Below are 22916 nucleotides of genomic sequence, written 5' to 3'. Positions count from 1 at the left end.
CTGACCGGGCGCTTTGTGCGCCCGATCCGTTTTTTGAAAGAAGGGATCAAAACATGGTAGCTCAGGTTATCGACGGTAAGGCCTTTGCCGCAAAAGTGCGCGCACAAGTGGCCGATCAGGTCGCAAAGCTGAAAGAGGAAAACGGCATCACCCCCGGCCTGGCCGTGGTTCTTGTGGGCGAAGACCCTGCCAGCCAGGTCTATGTCCGCTCGAAGGGCAAAATGACTGTTGAAGTCGGTATGAATTCGTACGAGCACAAATTGGACGCAGCGACGTCGGAAGAAGATCTGCTGGCGCTGATCGACAAGCTGAACAACGATCCCGCCGTGCATGGCATTCTGGTCCAGTTGCCGCTGCCTAAGCACCTGAATGAAGATCTGGTGATCAATTCTATCGACCCGGCCAAAGACGTCGACGGGTTCCATATCTCGAACGTGGGCCTGCTGGGCACCGGTCAGAAGTCGATGGTGCCCTGCACCCCGCTGGGCTGCCTGATGATGCTGCGTGACCACCACGGCTCGCTTTCCGGCATGGACGCGGTTGTGATTGGCCGCTCGAACATTGTGGGCAAACCGATGGCGCAACTGCTGCTGGGCGATAGCTGCACCGTGACGATCGCGCATTCGCGCACCAAGGATCTGCCGGATGTCGTGCGCCGTGCCGATATCGTCGTGGCCGCCGTGGGCCGTCCGGAAATGGTGCCGGGTGACTGGATCAAGGAAGGCGCGACCGTGATCGACGTAGGCATCAACCGCATCGAGCGTGACGGAAAGAACAAGCTTGTCGGTGACGTGGACTATGCCAGCGCGTCCGAGCGTGCTGGCGCGATCACTCCGGTTCCGGGGGGCGTAGGCCCGATGACCATTGCCTGCCTGCTGGCCAACACGTTGACTGCGTGCTGCCGTGCCAATGCTCTGCCCGAACCAGAAGGTTTGACGGCATAAAGCAATCTGGTCGGGCCGATCCATTCGGCCCGACAAACCCCTTGGTTGCGCTGGACAAACACTGGACGCCACGGCCATTTTGTTCCAAATGGGTTTGACAGCTTTAAAATTCGTGATATCCCTGTATTCCCAGCCAGTTACAGGTAAGGTGCATCAGTGCTCGACGTGCTCAGGTTGATTTTTATTAAATCGTGCACAAAAGCGGTATGACGTCCAAGATTGACACTATTCGGAAAGCACTTACCCCACAGAGGGTGATGGCGGGTCTCGTCTTTCTTCCTTTGCTTGCCTATGCGTTTCCGCCGTTTCTGGTTGCTGATCTGACCTTTGGATTGCGACTTCTTTTCTGGACCGGGGTGATGGTCCTTGCCTTGACGGTCACCGGGGTGGCGCGAAATCTGATGCAGAAAAACCCTGTATTTTTGAATGTTCCTGCCCGTGATGTGGCATTTGCCGCTTTAATTCTGGTCTTGTTCACACCGCCCCTTTGGATGTTGGCTTGGGTTCTTTTCACCTGCGGTGGTCACATGGCACCAGGTGCCCAGACAGTAGCTGTATATGGGGTCCTGTTCGCGACTGGTTTGGTTCTTGTGCAGCGCGGTGACCTAAATACTTCGATGGACTCTGCGCCTGAGATCGAGAAGCCGCGCCTTGTCAGACGCTTGTCACCCAATTTCGACGGTCAAATCCATCGTCTGACGGTCAGGGATCACAATGTGGATGTTGTGACCTCGGAAGGCACGTTCACAGTCCGCTCGCGCTTTACGGATGCAATTGCCGAGATGGAGCCGGTTCCCGGACACTGTTCGCACCGTTCACATTGGGTGGTGGATGCGTCCATCGTTTGCGTTGAAAAATCAGGCGGTAAAACCTTTTTGCGCCTGATGAACGACGACCTGGTTCCGGTGAGCCGCAAGTACAAACCCATGTTGGAAGAAGACGGGTTGATCTGAGTTTACCGCGGCATTGGAATCATGCGCGGTTGCGGACCGGTCAGAATGGCCATTGCATCCGCGTCCATGAGATCTGCCAGTGCCTGATCCGAACTGCGCAACCCCCCGGTATAAGTACCGTAGGCAGGCAGGATCAGCCGATTGCTGTCCAGCAAGAAGGCGGGTCGTGAAATGTGCCTGCCTTTCGTCCGAATCCGAGCTTTTGGGTGAAAATGGCCTGAAACCTCGCCTTGTAGCCGACTTTGAGCGATATGACGAAAGATAAGCGGGCCACACTGCCATTCGACCAAATGAGAGCCGCCCATCTCGATCGGGCCTGGATCGTGATTTCCTTCGATCCAGATCCACTGACGCCCGGCCTGCAACGTTGCAATCCTCAACCCTTCGGCGCCGGGTAGAGCCCGGGCGGCTTCAAGATCGTCGAAACTGTCACCCAGGCAGATGACGGTTTCAGCGTTGGTGTGTTCCAGATCGCGCGCCAGCCGATCAAGCGTTTCGCGACTGTCATAAGGCGGAAGCGTCGTCCCGCCTCGACGGGCCATGCGTTCGGATTTCCCCAGATGCAAATCCGAGACACAGAGCAGTAGCCGCTTCGGCCACCATAATGCGCCAGATGGCAACGCATCGAGCCGCTGACCGGCAAAGGAAAACTTGCACACGTTCATGATACGTTCTTGAACTGTTTGCGGATGTTGCGCAAGAGGGATCAAAGCTGGTCCAACCCGGCGGTCTCAAGCAGGCGCGCGCTTTCTTCTGCAAGCAGCCTTTCCTCGGCTGCCCCTTTGACAGGCACCTTTCCAACTTCAAGAAACAGCGGCGCGGCAAGTGGGGAAACGTGGTCCAGACGCAGCAGGTCGATGCGGTCTCCGATGCGGGCCAGCATCGCCTCGATACGACCGAAGTCAACCAGCCCGCGCATGGCTTCTTCGCGAGTGATCTGCATCAACAGATGATCGGGATCATATTTCAGCAGTGTGTCATAGAGAATATCCGACGAAAATGTGGCTTGCCGTCCGCTTTTACGTTGCCCGCCCGTGTTGCGTTCGATCAGACCGGCAATTGTTGCCGACGCGCGAAAGGTACGCTTCATAACCGCGTTGCCTGCCAGCCAGGTGTCCAGCCCGTCACGCAGCGCTTCGGGTTGAAACAAAGGGCGAGGGTCAGTGACTGCGTCCAACCCCCAAATCAGCGTGGCATAGTCTGTGGCTACAAACCCCAACGGGGCCAAACCGGTTTCCTCCATTCGCTTTGTCAGCAGCAGGCCCAGTGTCTGTTGCGCGTTGCGCCCGGCGAAACCGTAAACGCACAGATGTTCTCGCCCGTCACTTGGAAAGCTTTCGATCAGCAAACGATCGCGCTGAGGCAGGCGAGACACTTGGCGCTGTAAGTCCAACCAATCAGCCGTGTGTGAAGGCAGGTGCGGCCAGTCAGGTTGGGCGAACATGCGCAGAATGCGGTCACTGAGTTGCGTGGAGGTTGCAAACTTCGTACCCGAGAAGGTCGCGATCTTTGGTTTGCGATCTGCGCGACGGCTGACTTCGACCACCATTTCGCGCAGGCCCTCATAGCGCACGATCTGCCCACCGATCAGGAAGGTATCGCCGGGGGTCAGCGAGGCAGCAAAGGCTTCTTCAACTTCTCCCAACGGTTTTCCACCACGGCTGCGCTTCAGGCGTACCTTCAGGGTGTCGGTATCCTGAATCGTGCCCAAGTTCATGCGAATGCGTGACGTTGCGCGAGGATCGCGCAATTGCCATTGCCCGTCGGCACGCTGCTGCAATCTTTGCCAGCGATCATAGGCGCGCAAGGCGTAACCCCCGGTGGCACAGAAATCCAGACAGGCGTCAAACTCGGTTCGCGTCAACTGCGCAAAAGGCCCGGCGGATGTCATCTCAGCATAAAGGTCATCGGCGTCAAAAGGCCCGGCGCAGGCCGCAATCAGAATGTGCTGGCACAACACATCGCGAGGGCCGGGGCCTCGGGGTTCCCCGTCCAGGTCATGAGCCTTGGCAGCCTCGAGCGCTGCAATGCATTCGACAACTTCAAACCGGTTAGCAGGCACCAGTAGTGCCTTGGAAGGCGCGTTATAGCGGTGGTTGGCTCGTCCAATCCTTTGCACCAGCCGTTTGACGTTCTTGGGCGCACCGATCTGAATCACCAGATCGACATCGCCCCAATCAATGCCCAGATCCAGCGAGCCGGTGCAGACTATAGCACGCAAGTCGCCACGCACCATCGCTGCCTCGACCCGCTCGCGTTGCTGTCGGTCAAGACTGCCATGATGGACGCCGATGGGCAGGCCGTCGTCATTTGCCAACCACAGATTGTGAAAGTAGATCTCGGCCTGCGCGCGGGTGTTGTGAAAGATCAGCGTGGTCTTGTGCCGCCGGATTTGTTCCAGCACTGCCGGAATCGAATAAGCCGCGCCGCCGCCGGACCAGGGCGGCATTTCGGTTGTTTCCAGCATCTGTATGTCCGGGTCCGGGCCGGGGTCGGCCTGCACGATCCGGCAGGGGTCCGGGTGGCGCGCCAGAAAGTGGGCAATCGCTGCGGGGTCTTCGACCGTGGCTGACAATCCAACACGGCGCAGATCCGGGTTGAGACGCTGAAGACGCGCCAGGGCCAGTATCAGTTGATCGCCGCGCTTGCTTTCCGCCAGCGCGTGGATTTCGTCGACGATGATCCGTTGCACGCCGTCGAACATGCGCGGCGAATCTTCGTAAGAGGTCAGCAGCGCCAGACTTTCGGGTGTGGTCAGCAGGATATGGGGCGGGTCGGCCCTTTGGCGTTTCTTCCGTGTGGCTGAGGTGTCCCCGGTGCGATCCTCGATCCGAATAGGCAGGCCGATCTCGTCCACCGGGGTGCGCAGGTTACGTTTGATATCAGCTGCCAGGGCCTTCAGGGGAGAGACATAGATCGTGTGCAATCCGCCATGGCCACCGTCGGCCAGCTCGGACAGGGAAGGTAGAAAACCGGCCATGGTCTTGCCGCCACCGGTTGGGGCGATCAGCAAGGTTGACGGGTCCTTCGCCCGATCGAACATCTCTTGCTGATGTGGGTGGATGGACCAGCCTTTGGTGGAAAACCACGTATCAATCCGAGCGGGAATCTGCGTCATGGTCACAGATTACCCGCCCGGAGGAGGGATTGGCACGGCGTTATTTGACGATTTTCTCGTCTTTGACGAACATATTGGCCCAGGCACGGTCAATCAGGTCCGGGCTCATCTGATAAGGTATGCCCTCGAACTCGCAGATCGAGATCATCTGGTCGATCAGGAAGATCGGCTGATAGTTGGCATAGATATTGTCGATAGTCGGATACTTGACCTTCAGCAGGTGTACCAGTGCCGCCTCGTCTAGTGGTATTCCTCGTTTGCGGGCCACCATGGCGAAAATTTTCAGGAAGTTTTCCTGGTTCGGGCCGTCAATCTTGATCTTGAAGAAGATTCGACGCAAGGCGGCTTGGTCGAAGATCTCGTTCGGGTGGAAGTTGGTCGAGAAGATGACCAGAGTGTCGAAGGGTACTTCGAATTTTTCACCCGATTGCAGGCCGAGGATATCCTTGTTTTCCTCCAGCGGGACGATCCAACGGTTGACCAGCGCCTGCGGCGGCTCGGCCTGACGGCCAAGGTCGTCCACGATGAAGATGCCACCGGTGGATTTCAGCTGCAACGGGGCCTGATAGGTTCGTGCGGTTGGGTTGTAGACCAGATCCAACATGCTGAGCGACAGTTCACCACCGGTTACAACGGTGGGGCGTTCACATTGCACATAGCGGGAATCGAATCGCTTGCGACGGCGCAGGCTATTGGGATCATCCGGCTCCTGTTGGATCGCCGTGTGAACGATCGGGTCATAAACCGTGATCACCTGCCCCGAGTATTCGATGGCGTAGGGCACATAAACATTATCGCCCAGTGCGTCCCGTACACCGTTCGAGATTGAGGATTTACCGTTGCCCGGGGGACCATACATCAAAATCGACCGGCCCGCGCTGACCGCAGGGCCCAGATGATCCAGCAGGCTGTCGGGTAGGACCAGATGGCCCATTGCACCTACGAGTTGTTCTCGCGTGACCTGAATATTGCGGATCGACTGGCGTTTAACCTGCTCGCGATAGACATCCAGCGGCACCGGCATCGCACCAAAATACTCGGATTGGCTCAGCGCATCCAGCGAACGGGCCTTGCCCGCATCGGTCAGCTGATACCCCATCTCATTGCCGCTATTGGCGTTCAGTGTCCCGGTCGCTTCAAGCAGTTTCTGATCGCGCGCGATGTCGATCAGTTCCTGAGTAACCGAAGTGGGAAGACAGATGGCTTCGGCCACTTCCGACACGGTGCTCGCGTTTTTGCGGAAAATCGTCTTCAGCAGAATATCCCGCATCATTACAAGCGGAAGCTTCATTTCGCCCAGACCCTTGGGGGCAGGGGGGGCCATAACAGAGGAAGTCTGCATATTCATGCGCGGTGCTCGTCCATCAAAATGTCACGCCAAGAACCCAAAAATGGGCGTCTTGAAAAAAATGAACCAGCTTTGTGGCGGGACAAAGGCAGCGAAAAGGCGCGCTGATGATAGTTTACGATCCGAGAACAGTGCCCAAAATCAGGTACATGGCGAGCGATCCGCCCAAGGCGAACCCCATCGGAAACTGTTTGCCTCGATCCCAGCTTTCCCAATGCGGCGCAATGGTGCGCAGCTTTGTGATTTTGGCCAAACGATGAGTGACCACGGCAGCCAGAATGCAGGCGGTCACGATCACCAGCACAATTCTAAAATCGCCGAGCCATACAAACGCCGACGCGGCAGCCAGAAACTTGGCGTCGCCAGCGCCCATGGTGCCTGCAGCATTCAGGAAGATACCAATTACCAGGACCACGACGATATGCAGAAGTTGCCAGAAATAGACCGGCATCGACACGGTGAACGGCCCCAGGTTGCCGCTGATGCCGCCTGTGGACCAGGGTGGGAGGACGATCAGACCTATCACAATGTAAACCAGTGCCAGCGCAAGGACTGCATGGTTCTTGATCCGCATCTCACGCATATCCGTGAATGCCACGTAAAAGCAGATAGGCAGCACAAACGGCAGGAACCAGGCCGCTGCCACTGCTGGTATTTGCATGTGTCAGGCCCCTTCAAGCGCCCGAAGCGAGCGGACTGCCTCGTCGAAATGCTGCGGGTGGGTTGAAATGGCTTCACGGAACAGATTCTTGGCAGTTGTGATATCGCCCTGTTTGACTGCTGAAATACCCATTGTGTTCAGCAAGCGCGCCCGTTCAACCTGAGTCATGGGGACGACTGGCAGGCTATAGTTGCCTTGCGCTGATCGGGCCAAAACAAGGTTGTTCTTTGCGGTAAACAATGAGTTGTCCTGGCGGATTGCATCCGAGAACAACCGCTCAGCTTCGGCATATTGGCCGCGGGTCAGTTTGGAATACCCCCAGTTGTTCATCACACTGCCTGGACGTGTCGTCAGCCCGACAGCGGTTTCATAGAAATGATCCGCGCGCTTCCACTCTTTCCGGGAATCCGCAACCACGGCCTCAAGGCGATACCGTTTGAAGGTTTCAAAGGTCGGGGGGACCGAATCCAGAACCGTTTTGGCCTGCGACCAATCTCCGTTTCGGACTAGTGCGTCCGCGTATTCGACCTTGTCCGCGGCATTCGTGCCTTTCATCGTTGTAACGCGCTTCCACGCGGTTACGGCTTCGGTCGTGCGTTTGGCACGGCCCAAGGAAATCGCCAGTCCACGCTGAAGATCGATCCGGTCCGGGTTTTTGAGTGCTGCACCGTGGAAATAGGTCACTGCCTCATTTGGATCAGCGGCACTCAGAAGCACATCGTTCAGGTTGGTTTCGTCAATTACGTTCACTTCCTGGAATGTGCGTTCAACCTTTTCCTCTTCGGTTTCCTTTGCACAGGCCGAAAGGATCAGACCACTGATAACAACAGTCGGAATCAAGAATTGCTGGCGCATTTTTTGCGTCCTTTACTGCTCTCGCCTCAATTACTGGGTCTTGCGTAGCGTGAATTGCCCGTCGCCAAGCTGCTCCAGTGTGTATTCTTGTTGTTCTTGTGGGGTATTATTAACAGGATTTTCCATTTTTGCGAGTGCTAAGCGCAGATTGTCCCGGATTGCGTCACTTTCGCCATTGTCCAACGCATAGGCCCGCTGAAACACTTGCGCGGCTTCAGGGTATTCCTGTTTCTCCATCAGCAGGACACCGAGATTGTTCCACGCCACGGGCCAGTCCGTGTCGTCTTCTACAGCACGGCGCAGCAGTTTTTCGGCCTGACCCAAGCGGCGGAGTCCGACATTCGCGGTGCCCAGAGACGTCAGGACCTGGGGCGTCATACCCTGCTCCAGCGCGGCCCGGGAAAAAGTTTCAAGCGCCAGTTCGTATTCTCCGGCGGCCATCAATCTGTTTCCGACTTTGATGCTGTCCTCGGCCTGACCTTTGGCGTCAATTCCCGGTGCATCCAATCCGTTAGGTGACAGGCCTTCTGTGCAAGAAGCCACCATGGCAAAAACCATGGTGGCCCGGAGCATTCGGCGAAACCCGGAAGGGAAGCACCTGATTTCAGCATTCATATGGTTCTATCCGACCTAGCGTCCAAAACTCGAAATAACGTTCGCCGACGGGCCGATCAGAATAATCAGCAGTGGCGGTACTGTCAGCATCATTGTGACAAGAGTCATCTTGGTCGGCAACTTGTTCGCGGCCTCTTCGGCGCGCATCACACGTTTGTCGCGCATCTCACCGGCGTAAACCCGCAACGCCTCGGCAATCGATGTGCCAAATGTCGCCGATTGGATCATAACGGTTACAAACGAGTTCACGTCCTGCACACCACATCGGACGCCGAAATCACGCAGGACGGTGTCCTTGTCCTTACCAGCCTTCATTTCATGCGCGACAGTTTCGAATTCCTGCGCGATATCTGGATACGATGCGCTCATTTCACCGGCTACCCGAACAATGGCCTGATCCAGCGACTGACCGGCCTCAACGCAGACGAGCATCAGGTCGAGCGTATCGGGAAAGCCGGCGGTAATCGCTTCCTTCCGTTCTTCAACCCGGCGCGTAATCCAGTATTTTGGTGCGAAATAGCCAATTGCGCCGGGAACAAGCACCCGGATCATCATCTGTGTTCCGGTAAACTCCTGGCCGCCGGAAAAGACTGTGACCAACATAACACCAAGGAAAATGCCAAGGATACCCAAAGAAAACTGCGCAAAGTGAAAGAACCGAACTGAATCCTTCGACCTGTAGCCCGCCTGACGCAGTTTCAGCTCGACGGCCGAATATTCTTCTTCGTTCTTGGGCTCCAGAAAAGTCGCGAACTTCTCAAGCTGTTCGTTTCGGCTTGAGTTTCGAAGCTGCTCTTTTTTCCCCTTTTTCTGCTTTGGAGGGGCAGCATTAGATCTTTGCAGTTTCTTCAGGGGATCTTCCGGCTGCTTCATCATCAGTGTGACAGCGACCAGAACCAAAATCAGGCCAAGTACGCCGACAATGATCAGGGGGCCGAACTCACCCAAGTGCTGGGTCAACAGGTCATTGATGCTGGTCAGGAATTCCATGGTACTGCCCTCAGACCTTGATGTTGGTGATGATTTTCATGACGATCAGGTTCAATGTCAGCAGGATAGCGACAACAAAACACGCGGGAATAAACCAGGGGTGATCCAACACATCGTCGTAATAACCCGGGTCCTTGACCAGAATGAATATCAGACAGGCGACGGGAAACCCGGACAGGAACTTACCAGACCATTGTGCCTCGGCTGTAATCGCCTTGACGCGACGGAACAGGCGAAAACGAGCACGGATCACCTTTGCCAATCCGGCCAAAATCTCAGCAAGGTTACCGCCAGATTGCTGCTGAATACCCACAGCTACGGCCAGAAAGCGCATATCCTGCATGTCCAGACGTTCAGCCATGTCCTTTAACGCCTCGCCCACATCGCGACCATAGGCACATTCATCGGCGATAACGCCAAATTCGGTTCCCAGCGGATCCTGAACTTCGTTTGCAACCACTTGAATTGTCGATACAAATGGATTTCCGACACGCAGAGATCGCACCATCAGTTCAACCGCGTCCGGCAGTTGTTCTTCGATCATACCCATTCGTTTCTTGGCCTTGTGGTTGACCCAGGCGTAAACGCCACCGATGCCGATTGCGATGGAAACAACGATGCGCAGTGCCGTGTCCGTAGCGGTGCCGATGCTCAATCCGACAAAGGCCATGGCGGATACCAGACCCATGATCATGATCAATTGACGTGGAGAGAACGCGATTGCCGCCTTTTGCGCCTTGTCTGCCAGCAGTGAGTACAGAGGGATGCTCTGCGACTTCATATGCTGCTGCATCTCTTTGCGCAGCTGTTCCAGCACCTGTTCGCGCCCAGCACCCTTTTCCAGCATGTCCAGACGCCGGTTGACCCGGCTGTTCAGGCTGATGGACTTGCCGAAGGCGACAAGATAGATGCCCTCGACCAAGGCAAGAACCCCCACAAAGATGGCGACATAAATGATCGCCTCCATAGGCAATTGCATACCTGGTTCTCCTACATTGTGGTTGGGTCGTAGATGGACGCTGGCAAATCAAAGCCCCATAGACGGAAGCGTTCCGAATAGTGGCTGCGCACGCCGGTCGCGGTAAAGTGTCCGATGATCTTGTTGTCGGGTGTCAGGCCAACGCGTTGAAAACGAAATATTTCCTGCATGGAAATCACGTCACCTTCCATCCCGGTGATCTCGGTGATCGAGGTCATCCGGCGCGAACCGTCCTGCAGACGACTGGCCTGCACGATCAGGTTGACAGCCGAAGCGATCTGACTACGGACGGCTTTGATCGGCATTTCGATCCCGGCCATGGCGATCATGTTTTCCAGACGTGAAATACCGTCCCGGGCCGAGTTGGCGTGGATCGTGGTCATCGATCCGTCGTGGCCTGTGTTCATGGCCTGCAACATATCGATCACCTCGGCACCACGCGTCTCACCCACGATGATACGGTCAGGACGCATACGCAGGGCGTTTTTCAGACAGTCACGCGGACTGACCTCACCTTTGCCTTCCACGTTGGGCGGGCGGCTTTCCATCCTGCCCACATGCGTCTGTTGCAGCTGAAGTTCCGCCGTATCCTCGATGGTCAGAATGCGCTCGGCGTCGTCGATGAAACTGGACAGGGCGTTGAGCGTGGTCGTTTTACCAGAACCCGTACCCCCGGAAACGATGATATTCAGCCGGGTGGACACGGCGGCCTGCAAATAGGCGGCCATTTCTTCGGTGAACGCCCCGAAATTGACCAGATCGTCAATGCCCAGCTTATCTTTCTTGAACTTACGAATGGAAACAAGCGATCCGTCCACCGCAATCGGTGGCACCATAGCGTTGAAACGCGAGCCATCGGCCAGACGGGCGTCAACATACGGGTTGGATTCGTCAACTCGACGGCCCACGGCGGACACGATCTTGTCGATGATCCGCATCAGGTGCTTTTCATCCTTGAAGGTAATATCGCTGATTTCCAGCTTACCGGAGCGTTCCACAAAGATCTGTTGTGGACCGTTCACCAGAATATCGTTGACCGTATCGTCCTGAAGCAGTGCCTCAAGCGGCCCAAGACCCGTTACCTCGTCATAAAGTTCCTTGTTCAGCTGGGACCGGTCTTCGCGGTTCAGAACAATGTTTCTTGTTTCCAGAACTTCACTGGCGATTGCACTGATTTCAGCACGCAACTCCGATTCGCCAGCATTCTCCAGTGCTGCCAGGTTCAGGTTTTCGAGCAACTCGCGGTGTAGTTCGATCTTGATCTCGCCCAGCCGCTCTTTGCGTTTCCGATCCCGGTCCGAGCTTGCGACCTCACCTGCAATCTTTTTCACAGGCTTGCGGGCCACGGCAGTCGCAACAGGTGTCTCTTGCGCTGTGGACGCCTCAGTTTCGGGCGGTTGCGCCGGCGTTTTGACGGGCTGCGCTATGGGCTGCTTTTTGTATCTTGAAAACACGGCTTATCCCCCCTTGGGATGATGTTACGCAGCTTCTTCGGCACTGCTGCCAAGGCTGTGAAGCGACTTTGCCAGCTTTGCGATTTCCCGGCGTAACGGATTCTTGGCGGCCGCATTTGCCAGAGGCAGGCCGTGATCCCCACTTTGCATGACCGGTTTGCCGCCATCAGGCAGTAGCAGGTCGATGGAGATACCAAGGCTTTCCCCCATGCGCTTCACACGGCTTTTTCCGTTCAGGTCGGTAAACTTCGGCGCCCGGTTCAATGCAAAGCGCAACTTGTTGAATGGCAGTTCCTCTGCCTGCAAAGCACGCTTCAGGCGCAGGGCATTCTGGGCGGACCGCATGTCCAGCTCAATCATGGCGAAATACACATGGGCAGCCTGCAAAACTGTTTCAGACCACAGGACAAGCGTCTTCGGCATATCAACAATGACGTAGTCGAAATGCGCGCGCGCCACGTCAATCACGCGTTGAATGTCTTCCGGAGTAATCAGGTCCAGCGGCACCATATCAGAGGGGGCTGTCAAAACCTGCAATTTTTCTTCATATGTTTGAAGAGCTTGCGAGAACACTTCGCTGTCCATCGCATCCGTGTCCGATAACATTTCAAACACTATTTCCCGCCGCGGCAGGTCCAGGTAGGTGGAAACGGTACCGTATTGCAGGTCCAGATCGATCAGGCAGACAGTTGGCGCGTCCTTGTCAGAGGCACATGCCAGTTCCCAAGCTAGGTTAACGGCCAGCGTCGTCGCTCCGACACCACCCGCCAGGCCCTGGACGACAAACAAGGCGCCTTCCTTTGATTCGCCACCCGCCAGAGGAACGGCAGCCGCTTGCGCCACGGCAACCGGGTCTGGCTGCTTCATACGCTCAATGGCTTCCTGCAACTCACCTTCCGGAAGAGGGTAGGGCACAAACTCGTCCGCGCCCTTGCGCAGCAGTTGGTGCAATGAAGCCGGAGTAACGTCCTCGGCGATCAGAACAACTTTTACTTTCTTTTCATTCGCTTGGGTAATTATCTCACCCAGCAGGGAAAGGTTGTCTTCATCTTCTCCGTCGATAGCCAGAGCTACAAATTCCAGTGCTTCAGCTTCGGGTTGGCTGAAAAAGGCCAACGCTTCTGCAAATCCCAGATCCCCCCAGCGCTCGCCCAGGATGGTTTCCATGTCTTCGATCAAAAGGTCGAAATTCTGAACATCCCGACTGATCGTGCAGGCCAAGATTGCAGTATTGTCGTCTTGCGGCGTCGCGCTGGTCATTAACATTATCCTCGTCGTGAGGGCTCAGCATGTCATATGAACGAAATCCGCCAGATTGATGTGCTGTCGCCCCAATACGGTCAAATTTGGCCGCAGGTCACCCTATTGTTCACAATGTTGCTTTGAAGTTGGGCAAGAATTGGGCGCAAAAGAACCAATTGTAGGGAAATGGGCGACGATGCCGCCCATTTCAAACGTATTATCCACCGCTGCCAGCGTCCTGGGCGTCAACTTCCTGAATCTGGCTTACAGCGGTCGCACTTTCTACATATTCGCGATAGATGACTTCGGCATATTTGCCATCCAGAAGCTGCGGGTTACGGTCAACAAATCCTGAAACTTCGGTGACAGTTCTGCGGTTCCTGCGATCCCGGTTTTGCGTTGCGACCAACGGTTGCGTCTTGCCAAAGGACACCACCGCCTCAAGCCGTGAGCGCGAGATACCCTGTTGTCCCAAAAACGCGACGACTGCCTGTGCACGGCGTAAGCCAAGGCTTTTGTTGTAGCTGGTTGATCCCACAGCGTCCGTATGTCCGTAAACGCGGAAACGGGCTTCGGGGAACTGTTTGATCCAGTCCGCCTGTTGCAACAGAATACGCTGAGCCGAAGCATCCAGTTGCGAGCTGTTGAACGCAAAGTTCACCTGGCTGGGCACGTCAGCGGCAAACCGGCGGCTGAGAATCTGCGCATAGGTCAATTCACCGCTTTGAACCTGGACATTGTTTAATGTCGCGTTTCCGAAAGTGCCTGCATCGATCTCGTACCCGGCCTCACGCGTACATGCGGCGACAGCGACCGAAAGACCCAGTGTGATAATCCACTTCTGCATTGGTCCTATCCTCCTGATCAATCTAGGACGTAGCCGTAGGAGCTGCCGAAGTCTTGCTTGGCAACCTCTGACGCTCCGCCGGCTCCAGTGCGCTGTGTGCGCGCGACCCTGCCATTCACGAACAGGTCAAATTCGCTGGGCGGTTTTACCCGATCGGTGGGAAGGGCAAGTGTCTCTCCACGAGTTGGCGTAACCAGATGCGCGGTGATGATGACAACGAGTTCGCTTTGCTCGCGCTGGTAGTCGGCGCTGCGGAACAACGCGCCAAGAACGGGCACATCACCCAGCCAGGGGACCTGATTGCTCAAATCGGCGAAGTTATCCTGGATCAAACCGGCAATGGCAAAGCTTTCACCATCCCGAAGTTCAATCGTTGTTTTTGCCCGGCGCGTGATGAAGCTGGGTACGGAGTCGCCGTTGATGGTGAAATCCGAGCTCTGATCGATACTTGAAACAGCGGTGCCCATTTCAAGATTGATCAGATCACCGTCAACAACGCGTGGGATGAAGTCCATCTCAACGCCGAATGCTTTGTATTCAATGGCAACAACGCCATCATCCTGTGGTACCGGGATCGGAACTTCACCGCCGGCCAGGAAGGAAGCTTCCTGACCTGACAAGGCGGACAGGTTCGGTTCAGCCAGACTGCGGGCCAACCCTTTGGTTTCAAGTGCTTCCAACAACAGGCGAACTTGCGTTGAGCCTGCGCCGAAACCAAACAGGATCGCGCCTGTATTGGCCTGAACGGCCGGAATGTTGTTCGACAAAGCGTTGTTCAGTGCGAACTGGTTGTTGAGCGTGTTGAAGCCCCCCGTAACGTCACCTCCGCCGAAACCAAGCGACGCTGTCAGGCTTTTGGCGACCGAGCGGTTCATTTCCGCAAAGCGGACCTTCAGCATGACCTGCTGAACACCACCGACCGACATCAGGTTGGAAACACGCTCGGGAGCATATCTTTCAGCCAGTTCCAAAGCGCGCGCCAGTTTTGCCGAGCTGGAGATTGTGCCGGACAAAACAATGCCATCATTGGCCGTGCGAACCTCGATGGGTTCGTTGGGCAGGATCTGACGCAGACGTTCCTTGAACTCCGTGACATCTGGTGCGACGCGGACGCGAACGTTGGCCAACAAATTGCCAGCGCCATCAAACAGCGTCAGCGTGGTAAGGCCGGGGGCCTTACCTAGAACATAGATTGTGCGCTCCGACAATGAAGAGATATCTGCAATGCCGGCGTTGGCAATGCTGAGCTCTGCAAACGGTTGCTCGCTTTCTACGACAATTGCGCGGTTCATCGGGACGTCGAGTGTTTCCACAGTCCCTTTCTTCACCACGCGCAAAGTTTCGGCCCAGGCGGTGTCGCCAATGGGGGCCATAACAAGCGACAACCCCAGCAGGGTTGCGCTGATCCAGGAACGTATTGTCATGTGACCTGCCTCTCCGATCACGCCTCGTTTTTTTGGGTCTTATGCCCTATAGGTGGAGAGACTGCGCGAAATCCGAATTTATTGCAATAATCAATGGTTTCCGTAAGTTTCCTTATGTGGGGAATTGGCAACAATCGCAAAAAAATAAGCCGCACCAAGGGTGCGGCTCTGAACCTGTAACGTTCTGAATTGGCGTCAATTTGTACAGGGGATCGGTACATTTACGATTTCGCCACCGCGGCGAATACGTGTTGTGCATACCTTCTCGGCTTTTGCCTCGGGTTCCGGGGCAGTTTTCTGAATTCCCAGCAGCTTGTTTTGGTCCACCTCAATCGTAGACGCAACGGATTCATCCTGTACCCCAACCAGAGCCAGGGAAAGACGCCCCGTGTTTTGGGCCTGTGCCAATGCGGCGACCTGTTCCGGTGTGGCCGCAACCGTAACTGTGCGCGCAATCGTTGTGTTGGTGACATCCGAACCGGCGGTCTGGTCGACGGCAATGAGCTGCACGTTGGTTTCGATCAGGCGGGTGATACCACCGCTGCTCCCCTCGATGGTTCCACTGGAACCCGTCCAATAGATGTCGACACTATCGCCGGGTCGCAAGAAACCCGAAACGCCAGAAGCAACGTCAACGCTGATCGCAAAGGCACGCATACCCTTTTCCAGACGTGACGTCAGGCCAGCTTTTTCGCCCGGACGAGTGATCTTGACCTCCATGATCGCTTCGTCCTTTTCCATTGCCCTCAAAACGAAACGTTCATTTGCGCCGCTTACGGGGAACAGGGCTGTAAGCTCCTTGAAAGTACCTTCCGGGATCGCGTTTTCCGGCCAGTCAACAGCGCGTATATCTTCCTCAGTCAACCGCTCGCCGTATTTCAAGGCGCGGTTCGACACAAACACAGTGACAGTCGGAACAACGTCGACTTTGGCGTTGGCCAGGGCTTCTTCTGCAGCAAGTCTTTGGCGTGCCAACTCGCTTTGGTATTCCGCAATATAGTTTCGCGCCATGTAAACGGCGCCCCCGGCCAGTGCAACGCCGACAATCAGGACAAGTCCGAAAACTGCTCGCATGCGTGTACCTCATTCTTTTGTTTGGTCGATTACTTAGCGGCCAAGGAACCACATTGAAACAGCCTATTTGCTAACTGCAAATTGTGTCGAAATGTGGGACAAATATGCCTGATTGTCAGATTCCACGCCATCTTCCGCACAATTCTTCATGGTGAGTGTTGCCTTTCCTCACGATTGCCAGCGGATCGTGCGCAACAAAAGAGCGCCGCACCCCATGGGCGCAGCGCTTTGCGTCGAAACGGTTAAGAGTAACGTCTTTGGAAAACAGCTGATGCGTACACCTGCTGTGGTTTAGTTTCCGCCGCCGGCGGTTCCTGCGGTGATAATGCCCGAGGGTGCAGTGTTCGACCCGGTGCTGACAACGGCACTGTTCATGGCCCCGTTTATGTTGCCGCCCATGCCGTCGACGCTTGAGCTGATTACGAGGTAGGTCGCGCCCGACAATCCTATGACCACGGCGGTCAATACCACCCAGTCAACTGTCACCGCTCCTGCTTCGTCAGATTTAAACTGATTAAGGAACCTGAACATGTGCTTATCTCCAAATACGTCGCGTCAGTGCTACCGACAGGTTGGCCCATAACCGGTTCGCGCGGATGGCGAAATTTGGGCTAAATATTGATTTCGCAGAAAATTTCGGTCTCAGGCAGAGACCGCGCGTGTGTCGAATTGATTGGGACAGAAGAAACACAGGGGTTGCAACAAAACACCCCGAGCGTCGCGAAGGTTTGCATGACTTGCGCGCAGGCTGGAATCTGTGCGCCTGGGATGAAGCAGTTTCAGATCACAAAAAAAAGGCCGCGCCCATTGAGCGCGGCCTTGAAAATTCTCTAGAGCAGCAACTTAGTTGCTTTTGCCTTCGCCGGTGATACCACCTGTCGCGGTGTTGCTGCCGGTGCTCAGCGATGCGGCGTTCAGCGCTTCGTTTACGCCGGTTGCCAGGCCAGTGGCGCCAGCCGAAATCTGCTGGTATGCAACTGCAGCCAGGCCGATGACTGCTGCGGTCAGAACAACCCAGTCAACTGTTACTGCGCCGTCTTCGTCTTTGCGGAAGTTCTTGATGAACTTGATCATGTTACGTCCCTCCTAAAGGATCAAAAAAAGTTTAACAAACCTCGGCGTCTTTCAGAGCTTTCTCTCTCAGTCCGCTCATGTCCGTCTCGGTATGGGACTATGTTTGACTGTTGGGCGTGGCAGGAATTGGGCCAAACACCGATTTTTTTTCGCGCAGCTTAACTTTTTGGTGATAAATTTAGTAAATTATTGAAAATAAAGGATAAAAAAATATCATCGATTGAAGTGAAGGCCCTATAGCGATGCAAAATTGCGCCAAATGAGGCGAAACTGCCCCAATTCGCTTTGTTTTTCTGGCCTTGCGAGAAGATTCAGGGTTCAAATCGCCTAAAAAGAAAACACGAGGCAGGCAAATGAATCTCCGGAACGCACTCCAATGCGCCGGTGTGCTGGCGTTTCTGATATCGGGTACCGCATCAGTGAATGCGACCGAGATAGAGCCGCGCGGCGTATACAAGCGAGTCAAAGCCCCCAAACCCGGCGAACGCCCGCGTGTATCCGTGCAAATCACACCGGAAGAACACGCAGCCAACCCTTCAGCGCCCAGTACGGGCACGGAACTGGTGGTCCCTGAAATCATCGCGCGCACTAAGGTCACTCCGGCAGCGGTGCCTGGTGTCGAAGCCAAACGAGATCCCAAGGGGTCGTACAAGGCATTCTGGAACCGGGTTTCACCACACATGGATGAAGCCGGGGCCTGGCGGCTGGATGCAGCTATCAACGCCCTAGCCGCGACGAACGTAAGATCACCGCGACTGCAATCGCTGCAAAACATCGCAAAGGAACGCGGGATCGAGATCCTTCGTTCCACAGTCGGAACCAATGTTTCACCTGCGCTGGTGTTAGCGGTGATTTCGGTGGAATCAGCCGGACGTGCAGATGCTGTCAGCTCTGCTGGCGCGCAAGGGCTCATGCAGTTGATGCCCGCCACGGCGGCCAGATTCGGGGTGAAAGACAGTCTCCAGCCCTCTGACAATATCGCAGGCGGTGTGAAATACCTCAACTGGCTGATGGAAGAGTTCGGGAATGATCCAATACTAGTATTGGCTGGATACAACGCGGGTGAGGGGGCCGTACGCAAACACAGCGGCGTGCCGCCCTATGCTGAAACCCGAGACTATGTGCCAAAGGTCCTTGCCGCGTTCCAGATCGCGCGGGCCTTGTGCACGACGCCGCCGGACCTTATTTCCGATGGCTGTGTTTTTCAGACGTCAAACTGAAAAAGGCCCGCCGTGATCTGGCGGGCCTTTCCAATTGATCAGGAAACGATTGTCGCTTCTGTTGCTGCGCGTAGCTCGTCTTCGCTGACACCATCCGCCAGTTCCACGATTTTCAGACCGCCTTCGACCACATCCAGCACACCCAGATTGGTGATGATGCGATCTACGACGCCCTTTCCGGTCAATGGCAGGGTGCATTCCTTCAGGACCTTACTGTCACCATGTTTGTTGGTGTGGTCCATCACGACAATCACACGGCCTACGCCTGCGACCAGATCCATTGCACCGCCCATGCCTTTCACCAGCTTTCCGGGAATCATCCAGTTGGCCAGATCACCTTTCTCATCTACTTCCATTGCACCCAGAATCGCCGCAGCGATCTTGCCGCCGCGGATCATGGCGAAGGATGTGGCACTGTCGAAATAGGCCGTGCGGGACAATTCAGTGATCGTCTGCTTGCCCGCATTGATCAGGTCTGGGTCTTCTTCGCCCTCAAAAGGGAAGGGGCCCATGCCCAGCATGCCGTTTTCCGATTGCAGAGTGATGTCCTTGTCACCCACATAGTTTGCCACCAGCGTCGGGATGCCGATGCCGAGGTTCACATACATGCCGTCTTCCAGTTCCTCTGCCGCGCGTGCGGCCATCTGATTGCGGTCCCAGGGCATTATGCTTCCTCCTTCTTCCGGGTGGTGCGCTGTTCAATGCGCTTTTCGTGTTTGCCCTGAACGATGCGATGCACATAGATACCGGGCAGGTGGATGCAGTCGGGGTCCAGCGCGCCACGCGGAACAATCTCTTCCACTTCAGCCACGCAGATCTTGCCGCATGTCGCTGCCGGCACATTGAAGTTGCGGGCGGTCTTGCGGAACACCAGGTTGCCGGTGTCGTCGGCTTTCCACGCCTTGACGATGGCCAGGTCGGCGAAGATGCCCTCTTCAAGAATGTAAGTCTCGCCGTTGAAGTCCTTGTGCTCCTTACCGTCGGCAATCACGGTGCCAACGCCGGTTTTTGTGTAGAAGCCGGGGATACCCGCGCCACCTGCGCGCATCCGTTCCGCCAGAGTGCCCTGCGGGTTGAATTCCAGCTCCAACTCGCCGCTCAGATATTGACGCATGAACTCTGCGTTTTCACCGACATACGAACTGATCATTTTCTTGACCTGCTTGGTTTGCAGCAGGATGCCGATGCCGAAATCGTCCACGCCTGCGTTGTTTGACGCAAAGGTCAGGTCTTTGACGCCCGATTCCCTGATGGCCTCAAGCAACAATTCCGGAATGCCGCACAGGCCAAACCCGCCTGCGGCGATCAGCATACCATCCGACAGCACCCCATCGAGCGCCTCGGTGGCATTGGCATAGACTTTCTTCATGGAAAACTCCCCCAATGACATGGTGATGGGCAGGTTGTGCCGCCACGTCATTGGGAAGTCAATGAAACCCGGAGGAGGGAGGTATTTCTACCTATCCCGCCGCCTTCTTGGTTGTGGCCTTCTTCTTGGGGGCCGCCTTTTTCTTGGTGCCCTTCTTGGTCGCGCGTTCATTGACCAGTTCGATGGCCATTTCTTGCGTCACGTCCTCGGGTTTTATGTCCTTGGGGATGGTTGCGTTGACCTTCTCCCATTTTACATATGGCCCATAGCGCCCGTCGAGAACCTGCATTGCTCCGCCATTGGGATGCTCGCCCAGTTCCTTCAGGGGTTTCGCTGCGGCTCGTCGTCCACGTCCGGGATTGGCGCGTTTTTCGGCCAGCAATTCAACGGCACGGTTCATGCCGATTTCGAACACGTCATTGGGGTCTTTGAGGTTGGCGTAAACCGGTTTCGCCTCTTCCGGCAACTGATGCATCAAATACGGGCCGAACCGTCCGAAATTAGCGCTGATCATGCCACCCTCGGGGTGTTCGCCGATCTGACGGGGCAGGGACAGCAGCGTCAGCGCCTTTTCCAGATCCATGTCATCCTTGCTCCACCCTCGCGGCAACGAAGCGCGGGGCGGCTTTTTGTTCTCGGGCGTGGGTTCGCCGCGCTGAACGTAAGGACCGAACCGGCCGGATTTCAACCAGATCTCATCGCCACCATCTTCGCCCAGCAGTTTTTCGTCGCCTTCCGCACCTTCACCTGCAATCGGACGCGTATAGGTACATTCCGGATAGTTTCCGCAGCCAACGAACCCGCCGGTCCGCGAGGTCTTCAGGTGCAACTGACCGGTACCGCATTTCGGGCAGATACGCGGATCGGACCCATCCTCGCGCGGCGGGTAGAGCTGCGGAGCCAGAGCTTCGTCGAGCCTGTCCAACACTTCAGAAATCCGCAGCTCGGACGTCTCGCCAATCGCGGCTGAAAAATCACGCCAGAACTTGCCCAACAGGTCCTTGTAGTCGCGTTCCCCGGCGCTGACATCATCCAACTCTTCTTCCAGATTGGCGGTGAACTCATAGCCTACGTACTGCCGGAAGAAATTCAGCAAGAAGATCGTAACGATCCGCCCCTTTTCCTCGGGGATCAGCCGGTTTTTGTCCTTGCGTACATATTCCCGGTCCTGAATCGTCGTGACGATCGAGGCATAGGTTGATGGTCGCCCGATCCCCAGTTCTTCCATCCGTTTGACCAGCGTCGCTTCGGTATAACGCGGGGGTGGTTGAGTGTGATGCTGCAGTGCCAGAACAGATTCGTTCTCGGACAGGATCGCCTCTTTCGCAACCTTGTCCCCGCTGTCGCTGGTCGCCTTGGCGAACTGATCCTTCAGAGAGGTTTTGGCAAAACGGGCTGGATCACCCTGCGTGATCTGTGGCAGACGCTTTTCGTCCTCGTCGGCAACGTCATCCCGGCCTTCTTCGTACACCCGCATGAAACCATCGAACATCACGACCTGGCCAGTGGCGCGAAGGCCGACCTGACCGTCATCGCTGCCAATCTCCACGGTCGTGCGCTCCAGGCGGGCGGCTGCCATCTGACAGGCAATGGTACGTTTCCAGATCAGATCATAAAGCTTGCGCTGATCCTCGTCCGTGACTTTCAAGGCCTTGGCGTCGCGCGACATATCTGTCGGGCGGATACACTCGTGCGCTTCCTGAGCGTTCTTGGCCTTGTTCTTGTAGATGCGCGGGCTGTCCGGAACATATTCGGCGCCAAAGCGGTCGGCGATGGCATCCCGTGCTGCCGCAACGGCCTCGGGCGCCATGTCTATGCCGTCGGTCCGCATATAAGTTATGTATCCGGCCTCATAGAGCCGCTGCGCCACTTGCATCGCGTGGCGCGCGCCCATTCCGAACTTGCGACTTGCTTCCTGCTGCAAGGTCGAGGTCATAAATGGTGCGCTGGGGTTGCGGGCGGCAGGCTTGGCCTCGACCGAGGTGACGGTCAGAGCCCGGCTGGTAACGGCCTGAACGGCCAGTTCCGCCTGCGTGGCGTTGGCCAGATCATGCTTGTCCAGCTTTTTGCCCGCCAGCGTGACCAGCCGCGCCTCATAGGTCTGACCACGAGGCGTCTCGAACAGTGCTCTGACCGACCAGTATTCGACCGGCTTGAACGCTTCGATTTCCATCTCGCGTTCGACGATCAGGCGCAAACAGACGGACTGCACGCGCCCAGCGGACTTCGCGCCGGGCAATTTGCGCCACAAAACCGGAGACAGGTTGAAGCCCACAAGATAGTCCAGCGCACGGCGGGCCAGATAGGCCTCAACCAGCGGCATGTCGACCTGGCGCGGGTTTTGCATTGCCTGTGTGACAGCCTCTTTCGTGATGGCGTTGAAGGTCACGCGGCTGACAGGCGTGTCTTTCTTGATCGACCGGCGTTTGGTCAACGCTTCCTGCAGGTGCCAACTGATTGCTTCGCCCTCACGGTCAGGGTCAGTGGCGAGGATCAGCGCGTTGTCTTCTTTCAGCGCGTCAGCAATGGCTTTGACATGCTTGCGGCTGTCGTTCCCCACTTCCCATTTCATCGAGAAATCGTGTTCGGGATCGACGGATCCGTCCTTTGGCGGCAGGTCCCGCACATGGCCGTAAGAGGCCAGAACTGTGTAGTCGGGCCCCAGATATTTATTGATTGTTTTTGCTTTGGCCGGAGATTCTACAACAACTACGGGCATTTAAGGGGAAACCTCGCTCGACGAATTTGA

General features: G+C 56.1%; 21 protein-coding genes. 3 read left to right on the top strand and 18 right to left on the bottom strand.

Annotated elements, in window-relative coordinates; translation table 11 throughout:
* Positions 1 to 53: 53 nt before the first annotated feature.
* Both folD and AC2FJB_RS07260 read left to right on the top strand, forming a co-directional pair.
* Complete coding sequence (gene folD, locus AC2FJB_RS07265) at positions 54 to 944, top strand: bifunctional methylenetetrahydrofolate dehydrogenase/methenyltetrahydrofolate cyclohydrolase FolD (RefSeq protein WP_117869726.1); 891 nt, start codon at positions 54 to 56, stop codon at positions 942 to 944.
* Between the two features lie 257 nt (positions 945 to 1201).
* Entirely contained in the window at positions 1202 to 1897 is a 696-nt protein-coding gene (locus AC2FJB_RS07260; protein ID WP_496818055.1) for a LytTR family DNA-binding domain-containing protein, read from the top strand.
* Between the two features lie 2 nt (positions 1898 to 1899).
* On the opposite strand, the gene pdeM is transcribed toward AC2FJB_RS07260, so the two are convergent.
* The 15 genes from pdeM to AC2FJB_RS07185 form a co-directional block, all read right to left on the bottom strand.
* Complete coding sequence (gene pdeM, locus AC2FJB_RS07255) at positions 1900 to 2562, bottom strand: ligase-associated DNA damage response endonuclease PdeM (RefSeq protein WP_496717738.1); 663 nt, start codon at positions 2560 to 2562, stop codon at positions 1900 to 1902.
* 41 nt (positions 2563 to 2603) lie between these two features.
* On the bottom strand, positions 2604 to 5015 hold the full coding sequence (locus AC2FJB_RS07250) for a ligase-associated DNA damage response DEXH box helicase (protein WP_496717737.1): 2412 nt from the start codon (positions 5013 to 5015) through the stop codon (positions 2604 to 2606).
* A 40-nt stretch (positions 5016 to 5055) separates the two neighbouring features.
* Positions 5056 to 6363, bottom strand: coding sequence for a DUF8689 domain-containing protein (locus AC2FJB_RS07245; RefSeq protein WP_117869723.1), 1308 nt, complete (start codon positions 6361 to 6363; stop codon positions 5056 to 5058).
* 115 nt (positions 6364 to 6478) lie between these two features.
* Entirely contained in the window at positions 6479 to 7024 is a 546-nt protein-coding gene (locus tag AC2FJB_RS07240) for a prepilin peptidase (protein WP_117869722.1), read from the bottom strand.
* A gap of 3 nt (positions 7025 to 7027) precedes the next feature.
* On the bottom strand, positions 7028 to 7879 hold the full coding sequence (locus tag AC2FJB_RS07235) for a tetratricopeptide repeat protein (protein ID WP_117869721.1): 852 nt from the start codon (positions 7877 to 7879) through the stop codon (positions 7028 to 7030).
* A 30-nt stretch (positions 7880 to 7909) separates the two neighbouring features.
* Positions 7910 to 8452, bottom strand: a complete 543-nt coding sequence (locus AC2FJB_RS07230) for a tetratricopeptide repeat protein (protein ID WP_496717736.1) — start codon at positions 8450 to 8452, stop codon at positions 7910 to 7912.
* A gap of 57 nt (positions 8453 to 8509) precedes the next feature.
* On the bottom strand, positions 8510 to 9484 hold the full coding sequence (locus AC2FJB_RS07225) for a type II secretion system F family protein (RefSeq protein WP_117869720.1): 975 nt from the start codon (positions 9482 to 9484) through the stop codon (positions 8510 to 8512).
* Between the two features lie 10 nt (positions 9485 to 9494).
* Positions 9495 to 10463: a type II secretion system F family protein gene (locus AC2FJB_RS07220; protein ID WP_117869719.1), complete on the bottom strand. Its 969-nt coding sequence runs from the start codon at positions 10461 to 10463 to the stop codon at positions 9495 to 9497.
* A gap of 11 nt (positions 10464 to 10474) precedes the next feature.
* On the bottom strand, positions 10475 to 11917 hold the full coding sequence (locus AC2FJB_RS07215; RefSeq protein WP_117869718.1) for a TadA family conjugal transfer-associated ATPase: 1443 nt from the start codon (positions 11915 to 11917) through the stop codon (positions 10475 to 10477).
* A gap of 24 nt (positions 11918 to 11941) precedes the next feature.
* On the bottom strand, positions 11942 to 13177 hold the full coding sequence (locus AC2FJB_RS07210) for a CpaE/TadZ family protein (protein WP_496717734.1): 1236 nt from the start codon (positions 13175 to 13177) through the stop codon (positions 11942 to 11944).
* Positions 13178 to 13376: 199 nt separating this feature from the next.
* Positions 13377 to 14006 (bottom strand): OmpA family protein, encoded by a 630-nt coding sequence (locus AC2FJB_RS07205; protein WP_117869717.1) that lies wholly within the window; start codon positions 14004 to 14006, stop codon positions 13377 to 13379.
* A gap of 17 nt (positions 14007 to 14023) precedes the next feature.
* Positions 14024 to 15430 (bottom strand): type II and III secretion system protein family protein, encoded by a 1407-nt coding sequence (locus tag AC2FJB_RS07200; RefSeq protein ID WP_117869716.1) that lies wholly within the window; start codon positions 15428 to 15430, stop codon positions 14024 to 14026.
* Positions 15431 to 15625: 195 nt separating this feature from the next.
* On the bottom strand, positions 15626 to 16504 hold the full coding sequence (gene cpaB / locus AC2FJB_RS07195) for a Flp pilus assembly protein CpaB (RefSeq protein WP_117869715.1): 879 nt from the start codon (positions 16502 to 16504) through the stop codon (positions 15626 to 15628).
* Between the two features lie 291 nt (positions 16505 to 16795).
* Positions 16796 to 17035, bottom strand: coding sequence for a hypothetical protein (locus tag AC2FJB_RS07190; protein ID WP_117869714.1), 240 nt, complete (start codon positions 17033 to 17035; stop codon positions 16796 to 16798).
* Positions 17036 to 17347: 312 nt separating this feature from the next.
* Complete coding sequence (locus tag AC2FJB_RS07185) at positions 17348 to 17578, bottom strand: Flp family type IVb pilin (protein ID WP_117869713.1); 231 nt, start codon at positions 17576 to 17578, stop codon at positions 17348 to 17350.
* A 353-nt stretch (positions 17579 to 17931) separates the two neighbouring features.
* On the opposite strand from AC2FJB_RS07185, the gene AC2FJB_RS07180 reads away from it, so the two are divergent.
* On the top strand, positions 17932 to 18798 hold the full coding sequence (locus AC2FJB_RS07180; RefSeq protein WP_117869712.1) for a lytic transglycosylase domain-containing protein: 867 nt from the start codon (positions 17932 to 17934) through the stop codon (positions 18796 to 18798).
* 38 nt (positions 18799 to 18836) lie between these two features.
* Here AC2FJB_RS07180 and AC2FJB_RS07175 read toward each other — a convergent pair whose 3' ends face one another.
* The 3 genes from AC2FJB_RS07175 to topA form a co-directional block, all read right to left on the bottom strand.
* Positions 18837 to 19463, bottom strand: a complete 627-nt coding sequence (locus AC2FJB_RS07175) for a CoA transferase subunit B (RefSeq protein WP_117869711.1) — start codon at positions 19461 to 19463, stop codon at positions 18837 to 18839.
* Positions 19463 to 20167: a CoA transferase subunit A gene (locus AC2FJB_RS07170; RefSeq protein ID WP_117872820.1), complete on the bottom strand. Its 705-nt coding sequence runs from the start codon at positions 20165 to 20167 to the stop codon at positions 19463 to 19465. Before AC2FJB_RS07170 ends, AC2FJB_RS07175 begins: the two co-directional genes overlap by 1 nt.
* Positions 20168 to 20258: 91 nt before the next feature.
* On the bottom strand, positions 20259 to 22886 hold the full coding sequence (topA, locus tag AC2FJB_RS07165) for a type I DNA topoisomerase (protein WP_496717733.1): 2628 nt from the start codon (positions 22884 to 22886) through the stop codon (positions 20259 to 20261).
* Positions 22887 to 22916 lie beyond the last annotated feature (30 nt).

The sequence above is a fragment of the Ruegeria sp. CDSC085 genome, assembly GCF_059610465.1.
This window is presented reverse-complemented; position numbering and strand designations above follow the sequence as displayed.

Excerpts from the sequence above, each read along its gene's own strand:
- folD (WP_117869726.1), top strand. The coding sequence starts at position 54 with ATGGTAGCTCAGGTTATCGACGGTAAGGCCTTTGCCGCAAAAGTGCGC.
- AC2FJB_RS07260 (WP_496818055.1), top strand. The coding sequence starts at position 1,202 with ATGGCGGGTCTCGTCTTTCTTCCTTTGCTTGCCTATGCGTTTCCGCCG.
- pdeM (WP_496717738.1), bottom strand. The coding sequence starts at position 2,562 with ATGAACGTGTGCAAGTTTTCCTTTGCCGGTCAGCGGCTCGATGCGTTG.
- AC2FJB_RS07250 (WP_496717737.1), bottom strand. The coding sequence starts at position 5,015 with ATGACGCAGATTCCCGCTCGGATTGATACGTGGTTTTCCACCAAAGGC.
- AC2FJB_RS07245 (WP_117869723.1), bottom strand. The coding sequence starts at position 6,363 with ATGAATATGCAGACTTCCTCTGTTATGGCCCCCCCTGCCCCCAAGGGT.
- AC2FJB_RS07240 (WP_117869722.1), bottom strand. The coding sequence starts at position 7,024 with ATGCAAATACCAGCAGTGGCAGCGGCCTGGTTCCTGCCGTTTGTGCTG.
- AC2FJB_RS07235 (WP_117869721.1), bottom strand. The coding sequence starts at position 7,879 with ATGCGCCAGCAATTCTTGATTCCGACTGTTGTTATCAGTGGTCTGATC.
- AC2FJB_RS07230 (WP_496717736.1), bottom strand. The coding sequence starts at position 8,452 with ATGCTCCGGGCCACCATGGTTTTTGCCATGGTGGCTTCTTGCACAGAA.
- AC2FJB_RS07225 (WP_117869720.1), bottom strand. The coding sequence starts at position 9,484 with ATGGAATTCCTGACCAGCATCAATGACCTGTTGACCCAGCACTTGGGT.
- AC2FJB_RS07220 (WP_117869719.1), bottom strand. The coding sequence starts at position 10,463 with ATGCAATTGCCTATGGAGGCGATCATTTATGTCGCCATCTTTGTGGGG.
- AC2FJB_RS07210 (WP_496717734.1), bottom strand. The coding sequence starts at position 13,177 with ATGACCAGCGCGACGCCGCAAGACGACAATACTGCAATCTTGGCCTGC.
- AC2FJB_RS07205 (WP_117869717.1), bottom strand. The coding sequence starts at position 14,006 with ATGCAGAAGTGGATTATCACACTGGGTCTTTCGGTCGCTGTCGCCGCA.
- AC2FJB_RS07200 (WP_117869716.1), bottom strand. The coding sequence starts at position 15,430 with ATGACAATACGTTCCTGGATCAGCGCAACCCTGCTGGGGTTGTCGCTT.
- cpaB (WP_117869715.1), bottom strand. The coding sequence starts at position 16,504 with ATGCGAGCAGTTTTCGGACTTGTCCTGATTGTCGGCGTTGCACTGGCC.
- AC2FJB_RS07190 (WP_117869714.1), bottom strand. The coding sequence starts at position 17,035 with ATGTTCAGGTTCCTTAATCAGTTTAAATCTGACGAAGCAGGAGCGGTG.
- AC2FJB_RS07185 (WP_117869713.1), bottom strand. The coding sequence starts at position 17,578 with ATGATCAAGTTCATCAAGAACTTCCGCAAAGACGAAGACGGCGCAGTA.
- AC2FJB_RS07180 (WP_117869712.1), top strand. The coding sequence starts at position 17,932 with ATGAATCTCCGGAACGCACTCCAATGCGCCGGTGTGCTGGCGTTTCTG.
- AC2FJB_RS07175 (WP_117869711.1), bottom strand. The coding sequence starts at position 19,463 with ATGCCCTGGGACCGCAATCAGATGGCCGCACGCGCGGCAGAGGAACTG.
- AC2FJB_RS07170 (WP_117872820.1), bottom strand. The coding sequence starts at position 20,167 with ATGAAGAAAGTCTATGCCAATGCCACCGAGGCGCTCGATGGGGTGCTG.
- topA (WP_496717733.1), bottom strand. The coding sequence starts at position 22,886 with ATGCCCGTAGTTGTTGTAGAATCTCCGGCCAAAGCAAAAACAATCAAT.